The organism is Kitasatospora sp. NPDC059795 (assembly GCF_042732175.1).
Taxonomy (GTDB): domain Bacteria; phylum Actinomycetota; class Actinomycetes; order Streptomycetales; family Streptomycetaceae; genus Kitasatospora.
Map to the genome: position 1 here is coordinate 290,012 of NZ_JBHWID010000006.1, position 26,827 is coordinate 316,838.

Annotated in this window: 23 protein-coding genes; 16 read left to right on the forward strand and 7 right to left on the reverse strand. The window is 72.3% G+C overall.

Annotated features, from left to right (window positions below; all coding sequences use genetic code 11):
• Positions 1-15 precede the first annotated feature (15 nt).
• The gene (locus ACFV4P_RS15205) at positions 16-1,371 is read right to left on the reverse strand and encodes a glutamine synthetase family protein (protein WP_380471164.1); all 1,356 of its coding nucleotides are present in this window, start codon (positions 1,369-1,371) and stop codon (positions 16-18) included.
• A gap of 332 nt (positions 1,372-1,703) precedes the next feature.
• Here ACFV4P_RS15205 and ACFV4P_RS15210 point away from each other — a divergent pair, with 332 nt between their 5' ends.
• The 10 genes from ACFV4P_RS15210 to ACFV4P_RS15255 all read left to right on the forward strand — a co-directional run bounded on the left by ACFV4P_RS15210 (position 1,704) and on the right by ACFV4P_RS15255 (position 11,782).
• On the forward strand, positions 1,704-1,892 hold the full coding sequence (locus ACFV4P_RS15210) for a ferredoxin (RefSeq protein ID WP_073812716.1): 189 nt from the start codon (positions 1,704-1,706) through the stop codon (positions 1,890-1,892).
• Between the two features lie 5 nt (positions 1,893-1,897).
• Complete coding sequence (locus ACFV4P_RS15215; protein WP_380471166.1) at positions 1,898-3,109, forward strand: NAD(P)/FAD-dependent oxidoreductase; 1,212 nt, start codon at positions 1,898-1,900, stop codon at positions 3,107-3,109.
• Between the two features lie 9 nt (positions 3,110-3,118).
• On the forward strand, positions 3,119-3,928 hold the full coding sequence (locus ACFV4P_RS15220) for an acetoacetate decarboxylase family protein (RefSeq protein ID WP_380471168.1): 810 nt from the start codon (positions 3,119-3,121) through the stop codon (positions 3,926-3,928).
• Between the two features lie 30 nt (positions 3,929-3,958).
• Positions 3,959-5,422: an aldehyde dehydrogenase gene (locus tag ACFV4P_RS15225; protein WP_380471170.1), complete on the forward strand. Its 1,464-nt coding sequence runs from the start codon at positions 3,959-3,961 to the stop codon at positions 5,420-5,422.
• A complete protein-coding gene (locus ACFV4P_RS15230; protein ID WP_380471172.1) occupies positions 5,415-6,350 on the forward strand; it encodes a 3,4-dihydroxyphenylacetate 2,3-dioxygenase in 936 nt (311 codons plus the stop codon). Before ACFV4P_RS15225 ends, ACFV4P_RS15230 begins: the two co-directional genes overlap by 8 nt.
• Before the next feature lie 12 nt (positions 6,351-6,362).
• Positions 6,363-7,208, forward strand: coding sequence for a fumarylacetoacetate hydrolase family protein (locus ACFV4P_RS15235; RefSeq protein ID WP_380471174.1), 846 nt, complete (start codon positions 6,363-6,365; stop codon positions 7,206-7,208).
• A 28-nt stretch (positions 7,209-7,236) separates the two neighbouring features.
• Entirely contained in the window at positions 7,237-7,860 is a 624-nt protein-coding gene (locus tag ACFV4P_RS15240; RefSeq protein ID WP_380471176.1) for a TetR/AcrR family transcriptional regulator, read from the forward strand.
• 204 nt (positions 7,861-8,064) lie between these two features.
• A complete protein-coding gene (locus ACFV4P_RS15245) occupies positions 8,065-9,519 on the forward strand; it encodes an APC family permease (RefSeq protein ID WP_380471178.1) in 1,455 nt (484 codons plus the stop codon).
• Between the two features lie 59 nt (positions 9,520-9,578).
• Positions 9,579-11,060 carry an aldehyde dehydrogenase gene (locus ACFV4P_RS15250; RefSeq protein ID WP_380471180.1) on the forward strand — a complete coding sequence of 494 codons (1,482 nt, stop codon included), beginning with the start codon at positions 9,579-9,581 and terminating at the stop codon, positions 11,058-11,060.
• Positions 11,057-11,782 (forward strand): gamma-glutamyl-gamma-aminobutyrate hydrolase family protein, encoded by a 726-nt coding sequence (locus tag ACFV4P_RS15255; protein ID WP_380471182.1) that lies wholly within the window; start codon positions 11,057-11,059, stop codon positions 11,780-11,782. The genes ACFV4P_RS15250 and ACFV4P_RS15255 overlap by 4 nt, the downstream gene beginning before the upstream one ends.
• Here ACFV4P_RS15255 and ACFV4P_RS15260 read toward each other — a convergent pair.
• Positions 11,779-12,351, reverse strand: coding sequence for a MarR family transcriptional regulator (locus tag ACFV4P_RS15260; RefSeq protein WP_363471227.1), 573 nt, complete (start codon positions 12,349-12,351; stop codon positions 11,779-11,781). The genes ACFV4P_RS15255 and ACFV4P_RS15260 overlap by 4 nt on opposite strands.
• A 207-nt stretch (positions 12,352-12,558) precedes the next feature.
• On the opposite strand from ACFV4P_RS15260, the gene ACFV4P_RS15265 reads away from it, so the two are divergent.
• On the forward strand, positions 12,559-13,272 hold the full coding sequence (locus ACFV4P_RS15265) for a WXG100 family type VII secretion target (RefSeq protein ID WP_380471184.1): 714 nt from the start codon (positions 12,559-12,561) through the stop codon (positions 13,270-13,272).
• Between the two features lie 245 nt (positions 13,273-13,517).
• On the opposite strand, the gene ACFV4P_RS15270 is transcribed toward ACFV4P_RS15265, so the two are convergent.
• Entirely contained in the window at positions 13,518-15,308 is a 1,791-nt protein-coding gene (locus ACFV4P_RS15270; RefSeq protein WP_380471186.1) for a zinc-ribbon domain-containing protein, read from the reverse strand.
• Positions 15,309-15,419: 111 nt separating this feature from the next.
• Between ACFV4P_RS15270 and ACFV4P_RS15275 the strand changes: the two genes are divergently transcribed.
• The gene (locus tag ACFV4P_RS15275) at positions 15,420-17,132 is read left to right on the forward strand and encodes a sialidase family protein (protein WP_380471188.1); all 1,713 of its coding nucleotides are present in this window, start codon (positions 15,420-15,422) and stop codon (positions 17,130-17,132) included.
• 68 nt (positions 17,133-17,200) lie between these two features.
• Here ACFV4P_RS15275 and ACFV4P_RS15280 read toward each other — a convergent pair whose 3' ends face one another.
• From ACFV4P_RS15280 to ACFV4P_RS15295, 4 genes are all read right to left on the reverse strand, one after another.
• A complete protein-coding gene (locus ACFV4P_RS15280; protein ID WP_380471190.1) occupies positions 17,201-18,139 on the reverse strand; it encodes a hypothetical protein in 939 nt (312 codons plus the stop codon).
• 42 nt (positions 18,140-18,181) lie between these two features.
• Positions 18,182-19,330, reverse strand: coding sequence for a DUF3696 domain-containing protein (locus tag ACFV4P_RS15285; RefSeq protein ID WP_380471192.1), 1,149 nt, complete (start codon positions 19,328-19,330; stop codon positions 18,182-18,184).
• On the reverse strand, positions 19,327-20,589 hold the full coding sequence (locus ACFV4P_RS15290; RefSeq protein WP_380471194.1) for a DUF262 domain-containing protein: 1,263 nt from the start codon (positions 20,587-20,589) through the stop codon (positions 19,327-19,329). Before ACFV4P_RS15290 ends, ACFV4P_RS15285 begins: the two co-directional genes overlap by 4 nt.
• 112 nt (positions 20,590-20,701) lie before the next feature.
• Positions 20,702-21,442, reverse strand: coding sequence for a FadR/GntR family transcriptional regulator (locus ACFV4P_RS15295; RefSeq protein ID WP_380471196.1), 741 nt, complete (start codon positions 21,440-21,442; stop codon positions 20,702-20,704).
• A gap of 54 nt (positions 21,443-21,496) precedes the next feature.
• Here ACFV4P_RS15295 and ACFV4P_RS15300 point away from each other — a divergent pair, with 54 nt between their 5' ends.
• From ACFV4P_RS15300 to ACFV4P_RS15315, 4 genes are all read left to right on the forward strand, one after another.
• Positions 21,497-22,270: a gamma-glutamyl-gamma-aminobutyrate hydrolase family protein gene (locus ACFV4P_RS15300; protein ID WP_380471197.1), complete on the forward strand. Its 774-nt coding sequence runs from the start codon at positions 21,497-21,499 to the stop codon at positions 22,268-22,270.
• A complete protein-coding gene (locus tag ACFV4P_RS15305) occupies positions 22,267-23,700 on the forward strand; it encodes an amino acid permease (protein WP_380471199.1) in 1,434 nt (477 codons plus the stop codon). Before ACFV4P_RS15300 ends, ACFV4P_RS15305 begins: the two co-directional genes overlap by 4 nt.
• 163 nt (positions 23,701-23,863) lie before the next feature.
• On the forward strand, positions 23,864-25,396 hold the full coding sequence (locus ACFV4P_RS15310) for a flavin monoamine oxidase family protein (RefSeq protein ID WP_380471201.1): 1,533 nt from the start codon (positions 23,864-23,866) through the stop codon (positions 25,394-25,396).
• Between the two features lie 23 nt (positions 25,397-25,419).
• On the forward strand, positions 25,420-26,826 hold the full coding sequence (locus ACFV4P_RS15315) for a glutamate-cysteine ligase family protein (RefSeq protein WP_380471203.1): 1,407 nt from the start codon (positions 25,420-25,422) through the stop codon (positions 26,824-26,826).
• The last annotated feature ends 1 nt before the right edge of the window (position 26,827 follow it).

Consider the following 26,827-nt stretch of genomic DNA (forward strand, 5'->3'; position numbering starts at 1 on the left):
GGTTCGCTCCTCGGCTTACAGGTGGTAGGCGTACTCGGTGAACTCCCAGTCGGTGACGTGCCGATGGAAGCGGGCGACCTCGTCGCGCTTGTACGAGAGGTAGGCGGTGGTGAAGTCCTGGCCGAGCACCTCGGTCAGCGCGGTGTCGGCCTCCAGGGCGTCGAGCGCGGCGGGCAGCGACATCGGCAGGACGGGCGACTTGGCGGGGTCGTAGCCGTAGCCCTCCAGCGGGGCGGGCGGCTCGTCGCCGGCGAGGACGCCGAGCAGCGCGGCCGCGAGGGTGCCGGCGATCAGCAGGTACGGGTTTGCGCCGGCGTCGCCGAGGCGCAGCTCGAAGCGGGAGCCGGCGCCGCGCTCCGGCGGGATGCGGACCATGGCGCTGCGGTTGTCCAGGCCCCAGTCGACCAGCCAGGGGGCGAGGGTGTCGGGCCCGAAGCGCTTGTAGGAGTTGACCGTCGGGTTGGAGAGGGCGGCGAGCGCGGGGGCGTGCGCGAGGATGCCGGCCACGGCGTGGCGGGCGGTGGCGCTGAGGCCGTACGGCGCGGCGGGGTCGGCGAAGACGTTGCCGCCGTCCTCGTCGGTGCAGGACAGGTGCAGGTGGAAGCCGGAGCCGCCGGCGTCCATGAAGGGCTTGGCCATGAAGGTGGCCAACCGGCCTTCGGCGCGGGCGAGTTCCTTGACGGCGGCCTTGAAGCGGAAGGCCCGGTCGGCGGCCGACAGGGCGTCGGAGTGGGTCAGGTTGATCTCGAACTGGGAGCCGTCGAACTCGTGGTTGCCGCCGGTGACGCCGATGTTCAGCTCGCGCAGCTGCCGCAGGGTGCGCAGCAGGTGGTTGTCGCCGTCGGCGCGCAGGCCCGCGGTGTAGACGACGCCCGAGGCGTCGCTGTAGCGGCGCCAGCCGCGCGCGGTGTCCGGGGCCGGGTCGCACAGGTAGTACTCCAGCTCCGGTCCGACGACCGGGTGCAGGCCGACCTCGCGGCAGCGTTCGACGACGGCGCGCAGCAGGTCGCGGGGCGACTCGGGGGCGGGGCGTCCGGTGGCGGGGTCGGTGACGTCGCCGAGGCAGGAGGCGACGCCGGGCTCCCACGGCAGCGGGGTGAGGGTGTCGAGGTCGGGGCGGACGCAGATGTCGGGCAGGCCGGCGTCCAGGCCGCCGGGGACGGGGACGACGTCGCCCTGCGGGCTGGTGTGGTAGACGGCGCGGCAGAACGCGAGGCCGTGGTCGCAGGCCGAGGGCAGGTGGTCGAGCAGCACGTCCCGGGCCCGTTCGGTGCCGATCAGGTCGGGATAGGTCACCCGGACCACGTCGATGCCCTGGGCGGCCAGCCGCTCCTGGTGGTGGCGGACGGGCGGGGTGTCGGATGCGCTCACCGGTGTCTCCTGTGGGGAAGTGTGGGGCGCCGCCCAGGGTGCGCGGGGGTGCGGCTGCTCGCGGCGCCGGGCTGTGCCGACCGAGCGGAACCGGAGTCCGCGGCCCTGGGGGGAGGGGGAGCGGCGGCGTCAGGACTGCGGCCAGGCGCAGGAACCGCTCGCTGTTGGTGGCCCACCGTATGAACGCAGGTCACCGTCCCGCAAGGGGTCGGACGCATTAATTTATCCATCCGTATAGCTATTGACCCCGGGTCGACCGCTTCCTATGTTGTTTGACGCCAAATGACTTTCCGGCGCCCCCGCTGCCCCACCCACCCCCAGGAGGACCGGCCATGCAGGTCGTCGTCGACATGAACAAGTGCCAGGACCACGGCCAGTGCGTCTTCGCCGCCCCCGACGTCTTCTCCTTCGACGAAACCGGCCGCCTCGCGTACGTCGCCGACCCCGACGACGCCCTGCGCGCCGACGTCGAGGAAGCCGCCGACGTCTGCCCGCTGCAGGCCATCCGGATCGAAGGCTGATCCCGGTGAACGCCGCACCCGTCGTGATCGCCGGCGCCTCCATGGCCGGCCTGCGCGCCGCCGAACAGCTGCGCGCCGCCGGCTGGACCGGCCCGATCACCCTCGTCGGCGACGAGCCCCACGCGCCGTACAACCGGCCCCCGCTGTCCAAGGAGGTGCTGGCCGGCAAGGCCTCCTTCGACTCGCTGGCCTTCCGCCCCCGGGCCGCCGTCGCCGACGTGACGTGGCACCTCGGCACCGCCGTCGTCCGCGCCGACCTCGACCGGCAGTCCGTCGAACTCTCCGACGGCACCCGCCTGTCGTACGCCGCACTGGTCGTCGCCACCGGCATGCGCCCACGCCGCCTGCGCTGCCCCGGCCCCACCGCCGGACGGCACACCGTCCGCACCCTGGACGACGCCCGGGCGCTGCGCACCGCGCTGACCGCACCCGGCGCGCGGGTGGTGGTGGTCGGCGCCGGCTTCATCGGCTGCGAGGTCGCGGCCACCGCCGTCGCCCTCGGCGCCGCCGAGGTCACCGTCGTCGACCCGCTGCCGCTGCCGATGGCCGGACCGCTCGGCGAGCTGCTGGCCGGCGCGCTGAAGCGCCGCCACGAGCAGCGCGGCGTCCGCTTCGCGCTCGGCGCCGGCGTCACCGGCTTCGACGGCGAGGACCGCGTCACCGGCGTCGCCCTGGCCGACGGCCGGGTGCTTCCCGCGGACGTGGTGGTGGAGTCCGTCGGCTCGATCGCCAACACCGAATGGCTCGACGGCAACGGCCTCGACCTCACCGACGGCGTCCTCACCGACGAGCACCTGCGGGTCGGCGGCCGGCCCGAGGTGGTCGCCGTCGGCGACGTCGCCCGGTTCCCCAACGCCCGCTACGACGGCGTCCCGCGCCGCGTCGAGCACTGGTCGATCCCCACCGACACCGCCAAGCACGCCGCCAAGGTGCTCGCCGGCCACCTCGCCGGCGCCGAGCCGGGCCTCGACCCGTTCGCGCCGCTGCCGACCTTCTGGAGCGACCAGCACGACTTCCGCCTCCAGTCCTTCGGCGCCCCCGCCCTCGGCCGCGAGGACGTGCGCGTCCTGGACGGCGACCTCGACGGCGACGTCCTGGTCGGCTACCACCGCGACGGCCGCCTGGTCGGCGTCGTCGCCCTCGGCGGACAGCAGGCCGCCGCAGCCGCCGCCCGTCACCGCGCCGAGCTGCTCCAGCAGCCCGCCCTCACCGCGTAAGGAATCCAAGTGGCCGACGTCCGTGGGTACTTCCACCCCAAGACCGCGACGGGATCCTCGTCGCTGATCCCCTCCCCGCCGTGGCGCTACTCCGGCGACCTGCTCACCATCGAGTACCGCACCGACCCCGAGCGGGTGCGCGAACTGCTGCCCGAGCCGCTGGAGCTCGCCGACGAGGACCCCGGCGCGGTCGCGCTGATCTGGGCCGACTGGCAGTCCTGCTCGGCCTCCGGGCAGGAACTGCTCGACCCGGTGCTCGCCCAGTACAAGGAAGCCTTCGCCGTGGTGCGCTGCCAGTACCAGGGGCAGACGTACTCGCGCTGCGTGTACATCTGGGTCGACAAGGACTTCGCGATCGCCCGCGGCCTGCACCAGGGCTACCCGAAGAAGCTCGGCTCCATCCACCAGACCCGCCCGCACCCGTACGGCCCCGCGCCGCGGATCGAGGCCGGCGCCCGGTTCGGGGCCACCCTCGCCGCCGCCGACCGCCGCCTCGCCCAGGCCGTCGTCACGCTGCGCGAACCGTCCGCGACCAACGGATTCGTCAACGGCCACCCGATGGCCCACCACCGCTGGCTGCCCTCCATCGAGAAGGGCAAGGGCCTCGCCCTGGACGAGCTGGTCGCCTCCGGCGCCGCCGCCTTCGAAGCCGGACCGGCCTGGGTCGGCGACTTCGACCTCGAACTGTTCGAGTCGCCCACCGAGGAACTCGCCCGGCTGGAGATCCGCGAACCCATCGCCGCCTACTACCGGCAGGTCGGCGTGGTCTGGGACGGCGGCCGGCTGCTCGCCTCCCACACCACCACCGTCGGACAGTGAACCACCCTGCCCAGCAAGGAACGTGACGCAATGAGCGGACACCTCACCACCGTCGCCGGCGTCGCCGTCGACACCCGGCACTGGATCGGCGGACAGCGCGTCGCCTCCGCCGCCGCCTTCACCGACCACTCGCCGATCGACGGCAGCGTCCTCGGCGAGATCGCCCGCGGCACCGCCGCCGAGGCCGACGCCGCCGTCGCCGCCGCCACGGCCGCCTTCCCCGCCTGGGCCGCCACCCCGCGCGCCGAACGCGCCCGCCTGCTGCACGCGATCGCCGACGGCGTCGAACGGCGGCTGGAGGACCTGGCCGCCGTCGAGACCGCCGACAACGGCGCGCTGCTGCGCTCGCACCGACGCGGCGTCATGCCCCGGGTCGCGCACAACTTCCGGTTCTTCGCCGACTGGCTGCTCACCCTCGACCACGAGGACTTCGACACCCGCGGCCACACCAACCACGTCAGCCGGGACCCGGCCGGCCCGTGCGTGCTGATCACCCCGTGGAACGCGCCGCTGATGCTCGCCACCTGGAAGATCGCCCCCGCGCTCGCCGCCGGCAACACCGTCGTCCTCAAGCCCGCCGAGTGGACGCCGCTGACCGCCTCGCTGCTCGCCGACATCGCCGCCGAGGCCGGGCTGCCCGCCGGCGTCCTCAACGTGGTGCAGGGCCTCGGCTCCGAGATCGGCGACGCGCTGACCTCCCACCCCGACGTGCGCCGGATCAGCTTCACCGGCTCCGTCCCCACCGCCAAGCACATCGCCGCGTCCGCCGCCCCGCAGCTCACCCCGCTCAGCCTCGAACTCGGCGGCAAATCACCGCTGTTGGTGTTCGCCGACGCCGACCTCGACCTCGCCGCCACACTCGCCGTCGAGCAGTACGACAACGCCGGACAGGTCTGCCTGGCCGCCACCCGCCTGCTGGTCGAGGAGAGCGTCGCCGAGGAGTTCACCCGCCGCTTCGTCGAGAAAGCCGCGCAGCTCACCCAGGGCGACCCGCGCGAGGAGGCCACCGACCTCGGCCCGAACATCCACCCCCGGCAGCTGGAGAAGATCGACGGCTTCGTGCGGCGCGCGATCGCGGCCGGCGCCCGCGCCGTCGTCGGCGGCACGCGACTGGAAGGCCAGTACTACGCGCCGACGCTGCTCACCGACGTCGCCCAGGACTCCGAGATCGTCCAGGAGGAGGTCTTCGGACCCGTCCTGACCCTGCAGACCTTCCGCGACGAGGCCGGGGCCGTGCAGCTGGCCAACGACACCCGCTTCGGCCTGGCCGCCACCCTCGCCACCGGCTCGCGCGAGCGCGCCGAACGCGTCACCGGGCAACTGGTCGCGGGCACCGTCTGGGTCAACTGCTTCTTCGTCCGCGACCTCCGGGCCCCGTTCGGCGGCTCCCGGCACTCCGGCGTCGGCCGCGAGGGCGGCACCTGGAGCTTCGACTTCTACTGCGACGTCAAGAACACCGTCAGCGCGCCGAAGGGATGGAACGGCCATGGGTGAGATCGTCGGGGCCGGCCTGCTCGCCCACGTCCCCACCGTCGTGCTGCCCGAGGAGACCCGCCGGGAACTCAACGAGGGCCGGGAGATCACCCTCGTCACCGGCCTGCGGCAGCTGCGCGAGGAGGTGTTCGAACGCGACGACTACGACACCGTCGTCGTGCTGGACTCGCACTGGGCGACCACCGTCGAGTTCGTGGTCACCGCGCAGCGGCGCCGGGCCGGGCTGTTCACCTCCGAGGAACTGCCGCGCGGCATGTGCCGGATGCCCTACGACTTCCCCGGCGACCCCGAACTCGCCGACAACATCGCCGCGTTCGCCGACCGGCACGGCACCTGGATCACCCCGATCGACGACCCGTACCTGCCGATCTTCTACGCCACCGTCAACCTGTGGAAGTACCTCGGCGAGGGCCTGCCGGACAAGAAGTGGGTGACCATCGGGGTCTGCCAGACCGGCGACAACGAGGACCACCTGCGGCTCGGCCGCGCCCTGGCCGACGGCATCGCCGCCACCCCCGGCCGCCGGGTGATCGTGATCGCCTCCGGCGCGCTGTCGCACACCTTCTGGCCGCTGCGCGAGCTCCGCAAGCACGAATCCAGCGACCCCTCGCACATCTTCACCCCCGAGGCGCGGGCCGCCGACGAGCAGCGGATCGCCTGGTTCAAGGAAGGCAGACACGACCGAGTGCTCGACACCATGGACGAGTTCGCCACGTACAAGCCCGAAGCCAGGTTCTTCCACTACCTGATGATGGCCGGCGCCCTCGGCGAGCGGGCCTGCACCGCACCGGCCCGCCAGTACGGCGAGTACGAGAACTCGATCGGCACCGGACAGGTCCACCTCTGGTTCGACCGCCCCGTGAACGGCTGGACCGGCACCGGCCTGCCCGACGACACCGCCCCCCGCCACCCCCACCGCCTCGCCTAGAAAGGCCCCACCGTGCCCGAGTACCGCCGCATCCTCCTCGACGGCGCCGTCGTCGAGACCGTCCGCGACGGCGACGAACTGGTCGCCGGCGACGGCCGCCGGGTCGCCGTCGCCGACGCCCACCACCTGCCGCCCGTGGTGCCGTCCAAGGTGATCGCCGTCCACCTCAACCACCGCAGCCGGGTCGACGAGTTCCGGATCGGCCTGCCCGACACCCCCACCTACTTCCACAAGCCGACCTCCTCGCTGAACGCGCACGGCGGCGCGATCGTCCGCCCCGAGGGCTGCCGGTGGCTCAACTACGAGGGCGAGGTGGCGATCGTCATCGGACGGACCGCGCGCAACATCTCCCCCGAGGAGGCCGGCGAGTACATCGCGGGCTACACCGTCGCCAACGACTACGGCCTGCACGACTTCCGCGACACCGACGCCGGCTCGATGCTGCGCGTCAAGGGCGCCGACACGCTCTGCCCGCTCGGCCCCGGCCTGGTCACCGACTGGGACTTCCGCGGCAAGCGGCTGCGCACCTACGTCAACGGCGAGGTCGTCCAGGACGGCTCCACCGACGAGATGACCTGGGACATGCACTACCTGGTCGCCGACATCGCCCGCACCATCACCCTGTACCCCGGCGACGTGCTGCTCTCCGGCACGCCCGCCAACTCCCGCCCGGTGCAGCCCGGCGACGTGGTCGAGGTGGAGGTCGAGGGCCTCGGCCGGCTCACCAACCGCATCGTCACCGGCCCGACGCCGATCCGCGCCGACGTGGGCGCGCAGCCCACCGAGTCCGAGGAGGTGCTGTCCACCGCGCTCGGCGGCGACTGGGAGTTCCGCGGCATCCGGCCGCCGAAGCGCTGAACCGGCGCCGCCCGGTAGGGTCACCGCCATGAACGACCCCAAGCCCACCACCCGCAAGCGCGTGAAGAACTACGGGACGGGCCGCACCGCGCTGCTGGAGGCGGCGGTGCGGGTGGTCGCCCGGGGCGGGCTGCGCAACCTCACCTACCGGGCCGTCGCGGAGGAGGCCGGAGTCACGCACGGCCTGGTCGTGCACCACTTCGGCTCCCGGGACGCGCTGATCGAGGAGGCGGTGACGCACGCCATCCGCTCCTCGCTGGGCACCAACTCGCTGGAGTCCGGCACCGGAGGCCCGGACGGGTTCGCCGCCGGCCTCGCCGACATGGTCGACTCCGGGCCCGAACTCCAGGCGTTCCAGTACGAGTTGCTGCTGGAGGCGCGGCGGCGGCCGGAGCTGCTGGCGCACCTGCGCGCGCTGTACGAGGAGTACTTCGAGGCGAGCCGGCGCGAGCTCGGCCGCCTCCTGCCGGACCCGGTGAGCCCCGGCCTGTCGCGGCTGGTGTTCGCCGCGCTGGAGGGCCTGGTGCTGCACCAGCTGGTGTTCGGCGAGCGGGCGGCGACGGAGGACGCGCTGTCCGAACTCCGGTCCCTGCTGGAGGTGTTGGCCTCCCGGCCGCAGGCTGCGCCGGACGGGCGGCCGGACGCGGGCTGACCTGCGGGTCGGCTTGCGGCCGACTGGCGGGCCGACCTGTCGGCTGACCTGTGGCCGGCCGGCGGGCCGACCTGCGGGGCGGCATCGAACCGTTACCGCTCGGGCGGTGCGAAACCCTTGCCAAACGGATCGACCGCCTCCACGATGAGGCAACTCGTTTGACCTGAAACGATTCCCCCCACTTCGATCTGGCAGGTGATCCGTGTGGACAGTCAGACGGCTTCCCACGAGCGGACCGTGCGGCACGCCCCCACCAGTGCCACCCTCAAGCCCAACGCCCTCGGCGTCCTGGGCATCCTCTTCTTCGTCCTGTCCGGCCAGGCCCCGCTGACCGGCATCGCCGGCGCCGCCCCGATCTCGGTCGCCATCGGCAACGGATCCGGCACCCCCGCCGCCTACGTGGTGGCCGGTGTGGTGATCCTGCTGTTCTCCGTCGGCTTCATCGCGATGGGACGGCACGTCGTCGACGCGGGCGCCTTCTACACCTATATCGGCACCGGCCTCGGCCGGACCGCCGGCGCGGGCGGCGCGAGCGTCGCGCTGTTCGCCTACTGCGCCATCCAGGCCGGCATGTACGGCCTGTACGGCTCCATCGTCTCCTCGCTGGTCGCCGACCACACCCCGCTCCATCTCCCGTGGTGGGTCTACACCTTGGTCACCATGGCGGTGGTGCAGGCGCTCGGCGCGGCCGGCATCGAGATGGGCGCGAAGGTGCTCGCCGCGTTCGTGCTCGCCGAGTTCAGCATCCTGCTGGTGTTCGGCCTGGTCACGCTGTTCAAGGGCGGCGGCCCCGAGGGCCTCGGGGTGAGCGCGAGCTTCTCCCCGTCGTCCGCCCTCCAGGGCGCGCCCGGCATCGCCGTGATGTTCGCCCTGGCGTCGATGTTCGGCTTCGAGGCCACCGCCATCTACGGCGAGGAGGCCCGCGAGCCGAAGAAGACCGTGCCCCGCGCCACCTACCTCTCGGTGCTGGTGGTCACCGGATTCTTCGCCCTCACCTCCTGGTCGCTGATCTCCGCCCACGGCGCCTCGCAGGCCCCGGCGGCGGCCGACGCGGCGCTGGAGGCCGGCGACTCCGCCGGGTTCGTGTTCGCGCCCATCGCCGACCTGTTCGGCGGCTGGGTGAACAGCGTGCTCCCGGTGCTGCTCGCCACCTCGCTGTTCGCGGGCGTCCTCACCTTCCACAACTCGGCCGCCCGCTACCTGTTCTGCCTCGGCCGGGACGGCCAACTCCCGCCCGCGCTGGCACAGTTGAACGGCCGACACGCGCCGGCCAAGGCCGGACGGGTGCAGACCGTCATCGCCGTGCTGCTGGTGGCGCCGTTCGCGGTGGCCGGCCAGGACCCGGTGCTCACCCTGTTCTCCTGGTTCAGCGGACTCGCCGTGCTCGCGATGATGCTGCTCTACCTGCTGACCTCGGTGTCCGTGGTGGTGTACTTCCGCCGCAACCGGGTCGACACCCGGCTGTGGAACACCGTGATCGCCCCCGTGCTGGGCGCCCTCGGCATCGCCGGCGCGATCTGGCTGATCCTCGCCAACTTCACCACCCTGATCGGCGGACAGCTGAGCACCGCCCTGTGGCTGGTGCTGTCGGTGCCCGTGGTGCTGGCGGCCGGAGTGGTCAACCAGCGCATCCGGCAAAGGCTTTCGGCTTCCCGATAGTTCGACTGCGGCGCGCGTCCGGCACCCGGGCGCGCGACCGCCCTTCCTGGAGGACCCGCATGACCCACGAGGACTGGCTGCGCCGGGCCGAGGCCCTGCGACCCGCCACCGCGCACCTGATCGACGGCGCCGACGAGGCCGGCGGCGGGAAGGCGTTCGCCGTGGTGTCGCCCCGGGACGGCCGGGTGCTGGCCGAGGTCGCCGACGGCGGCGCGGCCGAGGTGGACGCGGCCGTCGCCGCCGCCCGCCGGGCCTTCGACCGCGGCCCCTGGCCCCGGCTGTCGCCCACCGAACGCGGCAGGGTGCTGCTGCGCTTCGCCGACCTGCTGGAACAGCACCGGACGGAACTCGCGCTCACCGTCAGCCTGGAGATGGGCAAGCCCGTCACCGACGCGCACGACATCGAACTCCGCGCCGTCATCAACACCTTCCGCTGGTACGGCGGCCTCGCCGACAAACTCACCGACGAATCCCCGCACACCGCGCCCGACGCGCTCGCCCTCGTCACCCGCGAGCCCGCCGGCGTGGTCGGCGCGGTCGTCCCCTGGAACTTCCCGCTGACACTGGCCGGTTGGAAGATCGCGCCCGCGCTGGCCGCCGGCTGCACCGTGGTGCTCAAGCCCTCCGAGAACTCGCCGCTGTCCGCGCTGCGCCTCGGCCGGATCGGCCTGGAGGCCGGACTGCCGCCCGGCGTGCTCAACGTCGTCGCCGGCAACGGCCCGGTGGCCGGGCGGGCGCTCGGCCTGCACCCCGACGTGGACGTGCTGGCGTTCACCGGCTCCACCGCCGTCGGGCGTCAATTCCTGCACTACGCCGCCGACTCCAACCTCAAGCGGGTCTGGCTGGAACTCGGCGGGAAGTCGCCCAACATCGTCCTGCCCGACGCCCCCGACCTGGACCGGGCCGCCGCGACCGCCGCCTGGGGCATCTTCTTCAACCAGGGCGAGATGTGCACCGCGCCGTCCCGGCTGCTGGTGCACCGCTCGGTCGCCGAACAGGTCACCGAGGCCGTGGTGGCCCGCGCCCGCGCACTGCGGGTCGGCGACCCGCTCGACCCCGCCACCGAGATGGGCGCGCTGGTCGGCGCGGCCCACCTCGACCGCGTCCTCGGTCACGTCGACGCCGCCCTCGCCGACGGCGCCCGGCTCCGCACCGGCGGCGCCCGGTGCGGTGCCGACACCGGGGGCAGCTACCTCGAACCGACCGTCTTCGACCAGGTCGCCCCCGGCAGCCGTCTCGCCCGCGAAGAGGTCTTCGGCCCCGTGCTGTCCGTCCTCGCCTTCGACGACCTCGACGAGGCCGTCGCCCTCGCCAACGCCACCGAGTACGGTCTCGCGGCCGGCCTGTGGACCTCCGACCTGTCCACCGCCCACCTGGTCTCCCGCAGCCTCAGGGCCGGTACCGTCTGGGTCAACTGCTACGAGGAGGGCGACCTCACCGTCCCCTTCGGCGGCATGAAGCAGTCCGGCAACGGGCGCGACAAGTCCGCGCACGCGCTGGAGAAGTACACCGAACTCAAGACCACCTGGATCCAGTTGTGAGCCCCCGCCCGCTGATCGCCGTCCCCGCCCGCTTCGCCGCCTCCACCTCCGCGCTGCGGTACGCCGCCGAGGTCAACGCCCGCGCCCTGATCGAGGCCGTCTGGCGGGCCGGCGGCGAGCCCGTCTCCCTGCACCCGCACGCGCCCGGCGGGGTCGCCGACCCGGCCGAGGTGCGGGAGCGGCTCGCCCGGTTCGACGGGCTGCTGCTGCCCGGCGGCGGAGACCTCGCACCGCGCCGCTACGGCTGCGCCGACGTGCACGAGGCCGTGTACGACGTGGACGACGAGCAGGACGCGTTCGACCTGGAACTGGCCCGGGCCGCGATCGACGGCCGGGTGCCGACACTGGCGATCTGCCGGGGCCTCCAGGTCGTCAACACGGTGCTCGGCGGGACGCTGCACCAGGACATGGGCGGCCCCGAGCACGAGCACCGGCACCTGCGCCACCCCGTCGCCCTCACCCCCGGCTCCGCGCTCGCCCGCACCACCGGCGGCGCGGCCGTCGCCGAGGCGTCCTGCTACCACCACCAGCACGTGGATCGGCCGGGGGAGGGGCTGACCGTCACCGCCCGGGCCGCCGACGGGACCATCGAGGCACTCGAACTCGCGGGCCACGCTGGGTGGTTGATGGCCGTGCAGTGGCACCCGGAGGACACTGCGCACCAGGACCCGGTGCAGCAGTCGATCTTCCACGCGCTGGTGCGGGAGGCGGCGCGTTCCTAGCCCCGAGGGCGCCGGCCGCTGCGGCGCGGGGCCGGCTCCTCGCCGTTCAGCAGCGAGCGGCGCCGGTCCTCGCCGTGCTCCTCGACCTGGAGCACCACCCGGCGCAGCCCGTCGGCCAGGCTCTCGCACTCGGCGTCGCTCAACTGCGCGGTGACGAACGACTCCTCCTCGTTGAACGCCGGGAACACCCGCTGCATGAACTCCTCCCCCTCCGGGGTGAGCGCCAGCAGCACCAGCCGTCCGTCGGTGGGGTGGTCGACGCGCCGCAGCAGGCCGCGCGACTCCAGGGTGCGCGACACCCCGGTCAGCGTGCCCTTGGAGATGCCCGCCTCCTCGGCGACCCGGCGGGTCTCCGACTCGCCCCACACCCACACCACCCAGAGCACCACGAACGCGGTCCAGGTCAGGTCCGAGCCGCGCAGCACCGAGTTCTCCAGGTGCTGCCGCACCGCGGACGCCGCCCGGTAGATGTTGGCCACCGCCGCCATCCGCTCCGCCCGCACGGGCGTCCCGCCGAGCTTCGCCCCGACGAGCCGCTCCGCCTCGTTGATGGACCGTTGGCTGGGCACCGGGCTCCCTCCGTCCTATCGCCGCCGGAAGCCGCAGGCCGGGCCCACGACAGTTCGGTGTCGCATTCTACGGGCGCACACCGCGCGACCCCCCTTCTCCTCACGGATGCCGTGCCGAGGTCACGAGATCTGAAAAGTTCGCCCCCGCATGCCGGGCCTCGGCTACGGTCGAACGGACCTGCGGGTGCCGTCGGGGGAGGGCGTGGCGTGGCGATCGAACTGCCGGGCGAGGTAGTGGAGTTCCTGTCGTTCATCGGTATCAACTGGCCGACGGTGAACGAGGACAAGGTGCGTGAATTCGGCTCGCACGTGCGGGAGTTCGCGCAGAACGTGGAGTCGGTGCACCAGGAGTCGACGGCGACGGTGCAGCGGCTGGGGCAGGCGTACGAGGGAGCGTCGTACGAGGCGCTGCTGGCGAAGTGGGCGTCGCTCTCCGAGAGCCACCTGAACGAGCTGGTGCAGGCCTGCCACGTCGTCGCGGACGCGCTGGACATCGCGGCGGACGTGATCGTGGCGATGAAGATCGAGACGATCGGTGAACTCATCGCGCTGGCAGCCGCGTTCGTCGCCGACCAGGCGGCGGCGGTGGCGACGCTGGGTGCGGCGGAGGCCGCGGTGATCCTGATCGAGGAGACCGCGAAGCGCCTGATCAACTACCTGGAACAGCAGTTGGAGCAGTACATCGTCGCCCAGGTGGTGGAGGCCGCGATCGGCCCGCTGGTGGACACCGTGGCCAACGCCGTGCAGGGGCTGGTGTTCCAGGCGGCGGAGTCGGCACTCGGGGTCTCGGGTGGCAGCGGGTTCCGGATCGACCCGGACGCGCTGGAGGAGCACGCACGGATGATGCACGACCAGGCGGAGACGGTGGCCGGTCACGCGCAGGTGTTCCAGTCGAAGATCGCGGGGGTGAGCTTCGAATAGCCGGCTCGCCGCAGTCGATGCCGCCCTCGACCGGGACGACCCCGACGCGGGTGCCGCGGTGATCGAACTCGTCTTCGCGAGCGACGCCGTCGGAACCGCACGCGACGCTTGGCGGCGGGCCGGGCCCGGACACCCCAGGCGGCCGGACCGCCGGTGACCCGGCAGGCCGGACCTGAAGCGGCCGGCCGATCGGTGACGACGCCCACGGGGCCGCGGTGGTCGGTGCGGGGCCGTCGTGAGCGGTGTCAACTCCGGTCGGTCGTCGCCCAGTTCCGCACCCGCTCGATCACCTCGTCGGGCCGGGGAGCGGACGAGTGGACGGTGAACTCGACGTAGTCGGGGTGCTGGACGGGCAGGGGCGGGAGCGGATGTTCGCGCAGGCGGGCGACGAGGTGGCCGGCGGCGAGGAGGTCGCGGGACTTCTCGGTGTCGAGGTCGGCCTTGTCGGCGTGCCAGTAGGAGCCGTCGTACTCGATGGCGAGCGTGCGGCCGTCGGGGAGGGGCACGGTGATGTCGACGGTCCAGCTGCCGCGGCGGGCGAACGCGTCGTGACGGACGGTCCGGCCGGACGCGGCGGCGCCGAAGGCGCGTTGCGCGGCCGCGTGATGGGCCAGTTCCACCTGCGACTTGCCGCGTTCCCGGCACTCGGGGCAGCCGCTGCCGTTCGCCCGGGAGGCCAGCGGCGCCTGCCAGCCGTGCCCGTCGGAGCACGTCCAGGCCGGGACGAACGCGGTCTGCGCGGTCGGGCGGACCTGCCAGGCGGAGAGCGGGTTGGCGGGCGACCACTCGGCGGCGAGGTCGGGGAAGTGGAAGGCCAGCGAGTCGAGGATGGTGCGGCACTCGGGGCAGCGCAGCCGCTGCCCCTTGTCGCGCTGCTCGGGCGTGTCCTGCCATTCGTGCCCGCAGTTCGGGTCCAGCCACCAGAGCGTCCGGCGCGACCCGGGGGAGATCTTCGCCAGGTCGGTGCGGCCGTTGCGGGTCGGGTGCCACTGGCCGGCGATCTCCGGGCTCAGCCGGAACGGGGTGTCGGCCTCGGCGTCCTTCCGGGCGGCGGAGGTCTTGAGGCTCCGGCAGGACGGGCAGCCCGCCTCCAGGTACCGCAGCGGCGTCACCCTCGGGTGGTGGCCCTGCGGGCAGCGGAAGCGGCGCAGCCAGTGGTCGCCGGCGACGGTCACCGTGTGCGGGTCGTCCTCGTCGGCCCAGGCTGCGAGGAGTTCGGGCAGGTCGGCGACCGGTGTCACCGCCAGGCGGGCGAGCTCGTCCTCCCGTTCGGCGCGGCGCTTCGGCGCGCACGCCGGGCAGTCCCGGCTGTGCAGCATGTGGCTGACCCGGGCGCGGAACCGCAGGTCGCACTCGGGGCAGCGCCAGGCGGCCTCGCGCAGCGCGGTGACGGTGACGGTCTCCCACTGCGCGGCGTCGTTGGCCTCGTGGTCCCACCAGTCGAGGACGGGCAGCCCCGAGTCCTTGAGCAGGTCGCGCTTCTTCTCGCCGGGGGCGTTGGACGTCTGCCGTGCCCGGCTCGGGTTGGTTTGGCACCGGCAGCCGAACGCGATGTCGCCGAGCCGGTCGGCGCTCAGCCGCCCGCAGTACCGGCAGCGGACGTGGTGCGGGTCCTCGGCGTACGACGGTTCGGTCAGTGCGGCGAGGTGGTCGTAGCCGTGCTGTTCGGCCTGCGCGCGGGCCTGCTCGACCGGAACGGGCGTCAGGTCCGCGTACGGGCCCTGGTTCCGGCGGACGTCCAGCGCCCACCCGCGCCAGTAGCAGGCCCGGCAGGTCGCCTCGCCCGCCGCGTTCTTGTCCAGCGTGTAGTCGAACCGGTAGTGCGCCTCGCACCCGCAGGCCAGGCACCTGGTCAGCCGCCAGGCGGTGGGCTTGTCGAACGGTTCCAGCGGTTCGAGGCCGCCGGCCCGGAGGATGTCCGTGATGTGTTCGTCGCACCAGGCGTCGCGTGAACGCGTCCGGTAGGCGGTGGGCTGCGAACAGTCGGGATTCGCACACAGCTGGGTCGGTTTCCGGGGCGACGATATGGCACTCACCTGCGCATTTTCCCACAGGCGCGGTACAGCACTGCCGTCAGTGGGTGTTGACGGAACATTTACTCGCACTTGGCACTCTCGGGTACCGCAACGAAACCCGAGGGGGCCGACTTGTCCATCCGTTCCGTCTTCCCGGTCGCCGGCCGGCCGGTGGCGCTGCTGCTGGCCGGCGTCGCCGTCGCAGCATCCGTCCTGGTCGCGCCCGGCCACGCGCAGGCAGCGCCGGTCTGCGACCAGCCCAAACCGCCGCCGATCTGCTTCGAGCCGCCGGACCCGGACCCCGACCAGGCCGCCGAGGGCTCGTTCGAGGTGATCGTCGGCGCCAACGGCGGCGTCGTGGTGTCGGGCTGGGCCAGGGACCCCGACACGGACGCCCCGGCGAAGGTCAGGGTCCGCCGCAACGGCACGCAGGTCGCGGAGTTCACCGCGAACGACTACCGCTACGACGTCGGCAACCACGCCTACAGCCGGACGCTGCCGGCCGCGCCGGCGGGACAGCAGACCGTCTGCCTCGCCGCCGTCAACATGTACGCCGGCGCGCCGCACCAGGCGGCCGAGACGCCGCTGGGGTGCCGCTCCTACACCGCCGGGCTCTACACGGTCGGCGTGGACCCCTACACCACCGCCGACACCCAGCACTCGGCCGCCGTCGAAGCCGACAGCCACGCCTGGGGCAGCACGGTGGTCAGCGCCTACCAGGTGGGCCGGGCCTTCGACGGCGGCTCGACCAACATCGGCTTCGCGGTCTCCCGGGACGCCGGGCTCAGCTGGACGTCCGACGTCCTGCCCGGGCTCACCGTCGCGGGCGGCGGCACCCACCAGCGGGCCAGCGACCCGGTGGTGGCGTACAGCGCCCGGTGGGACACCTGGATGGTGGGCAGCCTGGTCTTCGACGGGGGCGGCGGCACCGGCATCATGGTCAACCGTTCCTGGGACGCGGGCGGCCACTGGACCACCCCGACCTGGGCGATCGGCAACGACGGCGCCGAGTGGGACAAGGAGTGGATCGCCTGCGACAACTGGACCTCCAGCCCGTACTACGGCACCTGCTACCTGACGGTGACCAAGATGACCGGCTACCAGGTCGAACTCGCCAAGTCCACTGACGGCGGCCGGACTTGGATGCCCGTCGACGGCCCTCGGCCGGCCACCAACGGCAGCTACCCGGTGGTCCGACCGGACGGCGCGGTGGTCGTCCTGTACGGGCTGAACGGTCGCGTCGGCTCCTTCACCGTCACCGGAGGCGGCACCGGCTGGACCGGCCCGGCGACGGTCAGCAACGGCAGCCGGTACGACGTTCCGGACCTGCGCGACGTCTCCGTGGTCTCCGCCGATGTGGACAGCACCGGCCGCATCAACGCCGTCTGGCACGGCTGCCGGGCCGCGACCGGCTGCGCCTGGAACGGCATCGTCCAGGCCACCTCCACCGACGGCCGGAACTGGACGGTGTCGGAGATCGACACCTGCCCCGACACCGCGCTGTGCGCGGCCACCCACCGCTTCGCCCCGACCATCACGGCCGATCCGCAGACACCCGGCCGCTTCGCGATCGTCTTCAACGACCTGTGGAGCAGCGGCGTCTCGGTCAGGTACCTCTCCTCCACCGACGGCGGCGGCACCTGGAAGAAGCGGACCACCCCGCTCACGGACGTGATGCCACTGACCCGGATGCCCGACACCAGCCAGGGCCGGATGCTGGGCGAATACCTGGGCATCGCGACCGCCAACGGCACCGTGGTGACCACCTTCCCGGTCGCCGCCGCACCCGCGGGCGGACAGGCGTTCGCGCAGACGATGTCCACCTACACGCCGCTCGGCTTCTGACGAAGCGCCTCCGGCACCCGGTCGACGCAGGCACCGACACCCTCGACCGGGCGCCGGGGCGGCCCGTCTCACACTCGCCGCGACCTGCGCGGGACGTCCTCCGCCAGCCGCTTTCGGCCGATGTAGCCGATCCGCACCCGCCCCTCCTCGGCGACCACCCGCAGATGAATACGGCCGGGCTTCGGTCGAAACCGGGTATGGAGGCTGAACAGCCGCTTGGTTCCGTCGCTGTCAGTGAAGTTGCACAGCCCGAGATTGATCCGGGTATCGCTCTCGGGCACCACCTTGATGGGCCACGCGGGTTCCGAATCTCCCGGCTTCCAGCCGGCAGCCGCCGTGTCGAGCGCGAGCAGAGCCGCCCGGACCGAGGGTACGGAGACACTCGCAAGGTTCCTCAGGTCGTCCTCCACGCCGGGCGCGAACTGGAGTGAGGCGAAGAGGCTTTCGCGTTCCTCCCAGAGCTGCGCGCCCGAGGTGACGGTGCCCGCCGCGCTCTCGCGTATCCAGTCGGCGTGTTCCGACACATGCTCGGGTGTCGAAGCGTGCCGAACCTCTGCGCTGTCCTCCTGGATCTCGTCCTCGTCGAGGAGGACGTAGTCGACATTCAGCCAAGAGTCCTCCCAGGCCCGGGTGGTGGGAAGGCTGACTGCCAGAGCGTCCATCAGGTGGGCGGCGGCCAGCCCGAGAACCCGGTCGCCGTTGTGGCGGTACTCGACGTCCTGGTCATCGGGGGGTGCCGGCAGCACTGTGGAGTGCGGGGACTTCCGGTTGAGCAACCGCATGAACCGCCAGTAGTCGCGGTTTCGGCTCTCGTTCCGCCACTGGGCGAGGTAGTAGCCAGGTGCGAGTTCCAAGTCCTCCAACCTGACCTCGCTGACGAGACTCGCCCCGTTGTCCACTCGCCGGACCGCCTGGCAGACCCGTACGAAATCGCGCATGGCCTGCCCGATCTCCTCCTGCGAGCAGTCGGAGACACAAGACTTCTCGTTGAAGAACATGAGCACCATGGAGTGCCCCCCTTTGGTCTTGCCGAACTGACAGGCGGGCGTTCAGCCCAGCAACTGGTCGAGCGTGTTCTCCGACTCGTCGAAGAATCCCTCCGGCCATTCGGAGAGCGATCCGTCGTCGGCGACCGTCGGGGTGATGATCTCCACTCCGGCTCCGTTGCCCCGGAAGAAGTGCACCGCGGTGTCCGCTGCTGTCAGACGCCCCTGCTTGACGGCCAGCCGGGTTCCGTCGAGCACGTGGTCGCTGTGGGTCTCGACGATGAGCTGGGCGCCGGCGGACGCCGCGGCGGCGATGAGTGAGGCCATCCTGGACTGGCCGCGTGGGTGGAGATGGGCTTCGGGGTTCTCCAACAGAATGAGACTGCCGGGTCCGGCGGTGAGGCACGCCACGACGATGGGAAGGGCGTAGGTGAGACCGAAGCCGACGTTGGTCGGGCGTCGGCGCCGGGTGGAGTCCAAGCCGGCAGTGCCACCGAATCCGAAGCTGAGGCGCACCGAGTCGATCCCGGGAATCTCCGAGGCTTCGAGGTTGACCCCGGGGCACAGTTCCTGCATCCAGGCGACCACCTGATCGAGCAGCGTGTGCCCGTCTGCCTGCGGATGCCGGAGCGAGTGGCCGTCCGGTACGACGTCCTGTGCGTGGTGCCTCAGATAGTTGACGGCATGTTCACCGCGCGCACCGAGGAAGCCGCGGCCGATGGCCTGATGATGAGACCGGGGGTAGGTGGTGGCCGGTGTGATCCGGTCGGCCTTGAGGTACTGGAAGCGGCGGGAGAACAGCGGGAGATCACCCCAGTCCGTCGGGCGTGGGGAGTTGTCCAGCAACAGGACGTCCTGCTCCGGCGCGTACCGGGCGGACCAGGCGTACGACTCCTTGTCGACGGTGTCGAATGCGACGGAGATGAGTGGATCCGTGCCCGGCCGCTCGGTGGTGAAGTCCTCATGCAGGAGATCCTGGCCTGTGCCCAGTTCCACGAGGTCGCCGTCGAGGAGGAAGCCCCCGCGGCTGTCGGCGTCCCCATCGGTGGACATGAGGATGCCGGAGTCGTACGACTGCCGAAGCAACGCCAAGGATTGCAGGACCGTGCTCTTGCCCGAGGAGTTGAGGCCGGTGAGGAGCGTGATCGGAGCCAGCCGGATGTCGGCGGCCCGGAACGCCTTGAAGTTGGTCAGTGACAACTGTTCGATCACTGGCTGCTGCTCCCGTTGTTCTGCAGGACGGTGCTGAAGAGTTCGTGGACCTTTGCGAAGCGGCCGACAACCTTGGCCCGGTCGCCGGTGCCCACGGACACGGCCCGCTCGAAGTTCCGGTCGGTCATGAGCTGTTGAAATCCCTCGACCACCTGCTCGCGGGAGCGTACCAGCGCGGCTCGCCGAGGCTCCGAGAGCGCGGCCAGGTTCACGGAGACCGTTTCGAAAATGGCTTTGTTCACCGGTGAGCGTCGGGTCTGGCCGGGGAACTGCTTGCGGAAGGCGTGGCCTTCGAAGATTTCCTCAGCCGTGGCCATGACCCGGCGGAAGTCTTGGGCGTGAGCCTCTCGCTCGTCATCGGTGAGCCGATTGACCTGGCGCATGGTTCGAGCGAGGAACTGGTCGAAGTCCTGGCTGCGGAACCGGCTGGGGTCGGCGAGTCGGAAGGCCAGGTAGCGCAGCACCATCTCGCGGTCCGCCATCCGCTCGCTGTAGACGCCGTGGCCGGTCGCCGAGGCGAACTCCGGCGATTCGGCAAGCGAGGACAGGAGTTTCCGGGCCGGGCCCGGGATGAGCGCGTGTCGGATCTCCTGCCGGGTCAGCGGGAGGCCTCCCGTGTTGATACGGGCGAAGATGTTGAACTTGACCTCTTCGGGTGTCCCCGGGCGGATGAGGTGGACAACGACCTGGCTCTCATTGAGGCGAATCTGCATGCGCCCCGAAAGATCGTTGTACCCCTTGCCCTCAAAGTCGTCCTTGAGGTACTCCAGGCCGCGCAGTTTCAGCGGCCCGGAGTCGATCCCCGACTCCGCCAGAGCTTCGGGGGCGATGAACCGCGCGATCGCGGTGAGGCGCTGGATGCCGTCCACGATCGCCCAAGAACTGTCCTGGGCCCACGAGCTGTCGGTGAGCTCGGAGGCGTAGAAAGAGGGGATGGGGATCCGCAGGAGCAGGGACTCGATCAGCCGACTCTGCTGTTCGTCCGACCAGATGCCTGCCTTGCGCTGGAAATCCGGGGCGAGATCGATCATTCCGTTGATCAGCCGGGAGATCAGCAGGTTGATCGTCGGGTTGAGGGTCTGAATCTCGATCTTGGACGGATCGTACGGTGCCGTGATCCGGTCGTCCGCACTGCCCGGCTCCTCGTCGGGCTGCTCCAGCTCCACATCGGTGCTCCGCCCACCGGCCCCGATCTCCACCAGGACGTCATGACCCTCCTCGGCGGGAGCGCCGGTCAGATAGCGGCTGTACAGGGACAACTGGTGGTCCTTCGACTGGGGCACGCGGGTGCTGCCGCTTTCCTCTGGAGACATGTCTGTGCGTCCGTTCCCTCTTTGGAGTGGCTCCCTCTCGATCGGCATCGATTCTGCCTCACGGCTGTGATTCGGCCGGCTCCTGCACGAACGGCAGGCACAGGTCGGCGGTGGCCTCCGCGTGGACGGCGAACTGTCGGCGGGCCAGGGCCGGGTCGCGGGCCTCGATCGCGCCGGCCAGGGCGCGGTGGCGCTGGTCGGGGGTGCTGCGGGAGCCGGTGCCGCCGGGGTGGCCGGCGAGGAGCCGGGTCAGTTCGTGCTGGATGCCCTGTTCGGCCTCCAACAGCCGCCGGGAGCCGGAGAGTTCGGCGATGTGCAGGTGCAGTCCGGCGTCCGCGGTGCGGTAGGCCTCGGCGTCGGCGACCACCGCGTCGGCGGCGAGTTCGAGTGCGCGCATCCGGGCCAGGCCGGCGTCGGAGGCCAGCCGGGCGGCGCGGGCGGAGGCCTCGCCGGAGACGGCGATCCGCCAGGCCGTCAACTCCTCGATGTCGGCCCGGGTGTAGGGGTGCAGGGCGGTCAACTCGCCGATTCGGGTGAGGATGTCGGGGACCACGAAGGTGCCGGCGCCGCGGCCGCGCCGGGTCTCGATCAGGCCGTCCTCGCGGAGCACCGCCATCGAGTGCCGGACGGTCATCACGGCGACGCCGAACAGCTCGGCGAGGGTCTTCTCCGGCGGCAGGCGGTCGCCCCCGACCAGGATCCGTGCGCCGATCAGTTCGCCGAGGCGGCGGGCGATGGCTTCGGCAGCCCCCGCCGCACGCACCGGCTCGATGTGTTGCGTCCAGCTCTTGCCATCCATGAAATCTATCTTCTAGATTTCACATCTCATCCGCAAGCCGTTCAGGGAGAGCCTATGAGCGTCACCGATCACCCGGAACCCCTCATCGGGATACCCGTCCGCCTCAGCGACGGCGACGCTCCAGGCGCCGACGTGCGGATCGGCGAGGCCAACGCGATCTTCGAGGAGGTCGTCGGCCTGATCCGGGCCGCCGGCGCGCAGCCCGTGCTGCTGGAGCCGGACGCCGACGGCAACCCGTCGGCCGAACAGCTGGCCGCCTGCGCGGGCTTCGTGGTCCCCGGCGGCGGGGACGTCGACCCGGCCCGGTACGGCGCGGACGCGAACCACCCGTCGCTGTACGACGTCAACCCCGTGCAGGACCGGCTCGACGAGGCCGTGCTCCGGTACGCCCTCGACCACCGCCGGCCGATGCTCGGAATCTGCCGCGGCATGCAGCTGCTCAACGTCCTTCGCGGCGGCACCCTGCACGTCGACATGGCGCCGACCGGCGTCACGCACAACCCGCCGGCCGGCGTCGAGTGGGCCACCCACGAGGTCGCGCTGACGGCCGGCACCGCGGTCGCCGAGGCGTTCGGCCGCGAACGGATCGACGTCGCCTCCGGGCACCACCAGGCGGTGGACCGGGTCGGCGAGGGCCTGCGGGTCTCGGCCCGCGCCGACGACGGCTGCGTCGAGGCGATCGAACCGGTCGACCCGGAGGCGGCCTGGACGGTCGGCGTCCAGTGGCACCCCGAGGCGCTGGAGCCCGTGGACGAGCTGCGGCTGCCGCTGTTCCGCGCGCTGCTTAGCCAGGTGGAGACCCGGCACGGAGTGGAGCTGCGGTCGTGAGCGACGTCAGAGAGAACACCGGCGCCCAGCTGCTGGAGGACGCCCACGACACGGCCGTCGCGGCCGGCGGGCCACAGCTGTCGCGCAGCCTGCTCAGCCGCCACATGACCATGATCAGCATCGGCGGCGCGGTCGGCGCCGGGCTGTTCGTCGGCTCCGGCGTGAGCATCCAGCAGGCCGGCCCCGGCGTGCTGATCGCCTACGCGCTGACCGCCGCGATCGTCATCGTGGTGATGCGGATGCTCGCCGAGATGTCGGTGAGCCGCCCCGACACCGGCGCCTTCGCGGTGTACGGCCGGATGGCCTTCGGCCGCTGGGCCGGGTTCGCCAGCGGCTGGATCTACTGGGTCGGCTGGCCGCTCGGCATGTGCATCGAGTCGATCGCCGCCGGTCGGATCGTCCACGGCTGGCTCCCGTCGCTCCCGGTGTGGCTGATCGCCGTGCTGATGCTCGGGGTCGTCACCGCCGTCAACCTCGGCTCCGTCCGCGCCTACGGCGAGATGGAGTTCTGGGTGGTCTGGGTGAAGGTCGCCGTGATCGCCCTGTTCATCGGCGTCGGCCTGGTCGCCGTCTCCGGCCTGCTGCCCGGCACACCCGCCCCCGGCACCGACAACCTGCTCGGCCGGGGCGGCCTCCTGCCGATGGGCTTCAGCGGCGTCGTCATCGCCACCTCCGGCGCGATGTTCTCCTTCTCCGGCACCGAGATCGTCACGATCGCCGCCGGCGAGGCCGAGGACGCCGCCGCCGCGATCCGCAAGAGCACCCGCACCATCCTGTGGCGCGTCACCGTGTTCTACCTCGGCTCGCTGTCCGTCGTGGTGCTGCTGCTCCCGTGGAACAGCGCCGCCGTCGGCGAGAGCCCGTTCGCCGCCACCCTCGACCACCTGGGCCTGCCCGGCGCGTCCACCGTGCTGAACATCGTGCTGTTCGCCGCGATGCTCTCCACCATGAACTCGCAGGTCTACGCCAGCTCCCGGATGCTGTTCGCGCTGGCCCGCGACAAGGACGCGCCCGCGCTGTTCGCCCGGATCTCCCGGCGCGGCGCCCCGCACACGGCGATCCTCTTCACCTCCGCGCTGGCCGCCCTGTGCCTGGTGCTCCAGGTGACCCACCCGACCGAGGCGTTCAGCCGGCTCGTCGACATCACCGGCGACACCGTCTACGTCACCTGGATCGGCATCGCCGCCTCGCACCTGGTGCTCGGCCGGAAGGACCGCTCCGACGGCCGCCGCCCCGCCGAAGGCACCGCCGTCTGGCTGTTCCCCGGCCTCACCTGGGCCGTGCTGCTCGCCCTGCTCGGCCTGTACGCGGTGATGATCGTGCTCGCCGAATCGCGGGTCGACGCCCTGCTGGCCCTCGCCCTCACCGTGGCCGTGTCGCTCGCCGGCCTGTGGCTCCAGCGCAAGCAGGGAGCGACGACTCCGGCCTGAGCCCCGAGAAGACGGCTGTCGTCGGGCCACCGGTTGTCGGGCCACCGGATGCGAACCCGGCGGCCCGGTGGCACGGTGTGCGGGAGGCGCGGCGAGGTCCGGTCACGGACGGTAGCGGGCAACGGTGGGGCCGCCGCGCAGTACGCGCACCGAAGGGGTCCCGATGTTCGACGCCAGTTTTGCGTTCCCCCGCGCCCTGCTCACACCCACCGCCGGCCCCGGCGGCCGGGTGGTCGTGATCGGCTCCGGCATCGCCGGCCTGGTGTGCGCCTACGAGCTCCAGCGGCGCGGCTTCGACGTGGTGGTGTACGAACGCGGCAACCGGCCCGGCGGCCGGATCCGCACCCACCGGTTCTGGGACGGCACGCACGCCGACCTCGGCGCGATGCGGATCCCCGCCAACCACCACTGCGTCCTGCACTACGTCGAACGGTTCCGACTGGCCACCCGGCCCTTCGTCAACGCCAACCCGCAGGCCTACTACCACCTGCGCGGCAACCGGGTCCGGGTCCACGACGTCGCCTCGCTGTTCCCCGCCTTCGCGCTGCGACCCGAGGAACGGCACGCCCCGTCCGCGCTGTTCGACCGCATCCTCGCCCCCGTCTGGCAGGGCCTCACCGTCGAACAGCAGCGCCGCGCCCTCGACGGCCGGTGGGACGACCCGGCCCTCGAACGCGCCGCCTCCGTCTCGCTCTGGCAGTACGTGCACGAGCACCTCTCGCAGGACGCCTGGGACCTGTTCGGCCACGCCAGCGGCCTCGCCCACTACGAACAGTCCTCGCTGCTGGAAGTCCTCGTCGACTACTTCGGCCTGTTCCACCGCGGCCAGGTCGAACTCGCCGACGGCATGGACGCCCTGGTGCACGCCTTCGTCCGGGCGCTGCGCCCCGGCACCCTGCGGCTGTCCACCCGGGTCGACGAACTCGCGCTGCGCGGCGACGGCGTCCGGATCCACGGCCGGCAGATCGGCGGCCGGCTCGACGACCACGCCGACTTCGTGGTCTGCTGCATCCCCGCCCCCGCGCTCGACCAGATCACCGTCACCCCCGGCCTGCCGCACGCCCAGCGCCACGCCGTGCGCGGCATCAGCTACGCCTCCAGCGCCAAGACCGTGCTGCACGTCACCCGGCGCCGCTGGGAGATCGAGGACGGCATCCACGGCGGCGGCAGCTTCACCGACCTGCCGATCCAGCAGTGCTGGTACCCGTCCGACAACGCCGTCCGCACCGACGGCGGCGTCAACGGCTCCGGCACCCCCCGCTGGGGCGCCGCCGACCCGCTGCGCTCCGCCGAACCCGCCGTGCTGCTCGGCGCCTACCTGTGGGGCGCCAACGCCCGCCGGTTCGCCGCGCTCGAACCCGCCGACCGGGAGACGCTGGTGCTGGACTGCCTGGAGAAGCTGCACCCCGGCATCACCGGCGACATCGACGACCTCGTGCACTGCAACTGGGACGTCCAGACCGGCATGGGCGGCGGCGCGTTCGCCCACCTCACGCCCGGCGAACACACCCGCTACCTGTCGGTGCTCGGCGCGCCCCACCCCGCGCACCGGCCGCGGATCTTCTTCGCCGGCGAACACCTCTCCGGCGCGCACGCCTGGTGCCAGGGCGCCGCGCAGTCCGCGCTCGGCGCGGTCGGGACGCTCCTCTCGCACGCCCGGGACACGCGCGCCGCCGCGCCGGTGAGCGCGCGGTGACGGAACGCGCCGCTGAGCGTGCGGTGGCGGAACGCATCGGTGAACGCGCCGTGACGGAACGCGCCGCTGAGCGTGCGGTGACGGAGCACGCCGGTGAGCGCCCCGTGATGGAACGCGCGGAACTGCTCGCCCCGCTGACGCCTCCTCCCGGCGCCGTCGAGCAGGTCGGCGTCGAGGTCGAGTGCGGACTGCTCGACCCGGCCACCGGCATCGGGGCGCACTACTCCGGGCCGCGCGGCGTCCGCGCCGTGCTGGAGGCGGTGGCCGAACACTGGGGCGGCGAACCCGAGTGGGACGACGACTGCCTGACGGGCGTCCGGCTGCCGGACGGCAGCACCGTCACGCTCGAACACGGCGGGCAGATCGAGTACTCCTCCACCCCCGGGCCCGGCGTCGGCAAGACCATGGACGAGGTGCGCGCCGCCCTCGCCCGGCTCGCCGACCTGGCCGCGGGCTTCGGCCTCGCCCTCGTCCCCGGCGGCAACCTGCCCTTCGGCCGGCTCGCCGACGTCGAATGGGTGCCGATGTCGCGCGGCGCCCTGATGCGCCAGTACTTCGCCGACCTCGGCCCCGGCGGCGCCCGCGCCCCGCACGTGATGGCGCACTCGCTCTCCACCCAGGCCACCCTGGACTTCCTCGACCCCGCCGACCTCACCCGCAAACTGCGCATGCAGACCGCCGCCGCCCCCGTGATCTCCGCGCTGCTCGTCAACTCACCGCTCCACGAAGGACGTTCGGGCGGGCTGCTGTCGCACCGCAGCTGGGCCTGGCTGCGCATGGACCCGCGCCGGGCCGGCCTGCTGCCACCCGGACTGCGGCCCGACGTCGACGCCGAGGACCTCGTCGACTGGGCGCTCGACATCCCGCTGATCCACTACCGCACCGACGACGGCCGCTACCACCGCGCCCCCGACCGCAGCTTCGCCGAACTGCTGCGCGACGGCCTCGACGACGCCCCGCGCCGCTGGGCCGCCCACCTCTCCCAGTTGTGGACCGACACCCGCGTCCGCCACACCCTCGAACTGCGCGGCGCCGACGGACCGCCCCACCCCCACCTCGGCGCCCTCCCCGCGCTCTGGACCGGACTCAGCTACCACCGCGAATCCTGTGACGCCGCCTGGGAGTTGACCGGCCACCACAGCGCCGCCGAACACCGCGCCGCGCGCGCCGAACTCCCCACCCGCGGCCTCGACACCCGCCTCGGCGACACCCCCGTCCGTCCGCTCGCCGCCGAACTCCTCCGCCTCGCCCGGGCCGGCCTCGACGCCCGCGTCGCCGCCGGCCTCGAACCGCCGCACGTGCCCGGCTACCTCGACCCGCTCGACGAGATCGCCGCCACCGGGCGGACCTTCGCACAGCAGGCGTTGGCGCGGTGGAGCGGCGAGTTCGGTTCTGACGCTTCGAAGTACGTTGCGGCGTACCGGATCTGAC

Coding starts and splice junctions, on each gene's coding strand:
- ACFV4P_RS15210 (WP_073812716.1), top strand. CDS start 1,704: ATGCAGGTCGTCGTCGACATGAACAAGTGCCAGGACCACGGCCAGTGC.
- ACFV4P_RS15225 (WP_380471170.1), top strand. CDS start 3,959: ATGAGCGGACACCTCACCACCGTCGCCGGCGTCGCCGTCGACACCCGG.
- ACFV4P_RS15230 (WP_380471172.1), top strand. CDS start 5,415: ATGGGTGAGATCGTCGGGGCCGGCCTGCTCGCCCACGTCCCCACCGTC.
- ACFV4P_RS15240 (WP_380471176.1), top strand. CDS start 7,237: ATGAACGACCCCAAGCCCACCACCCGCAAGCGCGTGAAGAACTACGGG.
- ACFV4P_RS15250 (WP_380471180.1), top strand. CDS start 9,579: ATGACCCACGAGGACTGGCTGCGCCGGGCCGAGGCCCTGCGACCCGCC.
- ACFV4P_RS15280 (WP_380471190.1), bottom strand. CDS start 18,139: ATGGTGCTCATGTTCTTCAACGAGAAGTCTTGTGTCTCCGACTGCTCG.
- ACFV4P_RS15295 (WP_380471196.1), bottom strand. CDS start 21,442: ATGGATGGCAAGAGCTGGACGCAACACATCGAGCCGGTGCGTGCGGCG.
- ACFV4P_RS15300 (WP_380471197.1), top strand. CDS start 21,497: ATGAGCGTCACCGATCACCCGGAACCCCTCATCGGGATACCCGTCCGC.
- ACFV4P_RS15310 (WP_380471201.1), top strand. CDS start 23,864: ATGTTCGACGCCAGTTTTGCGTTCCCCCGCGCCCTGCTCACACCCACC.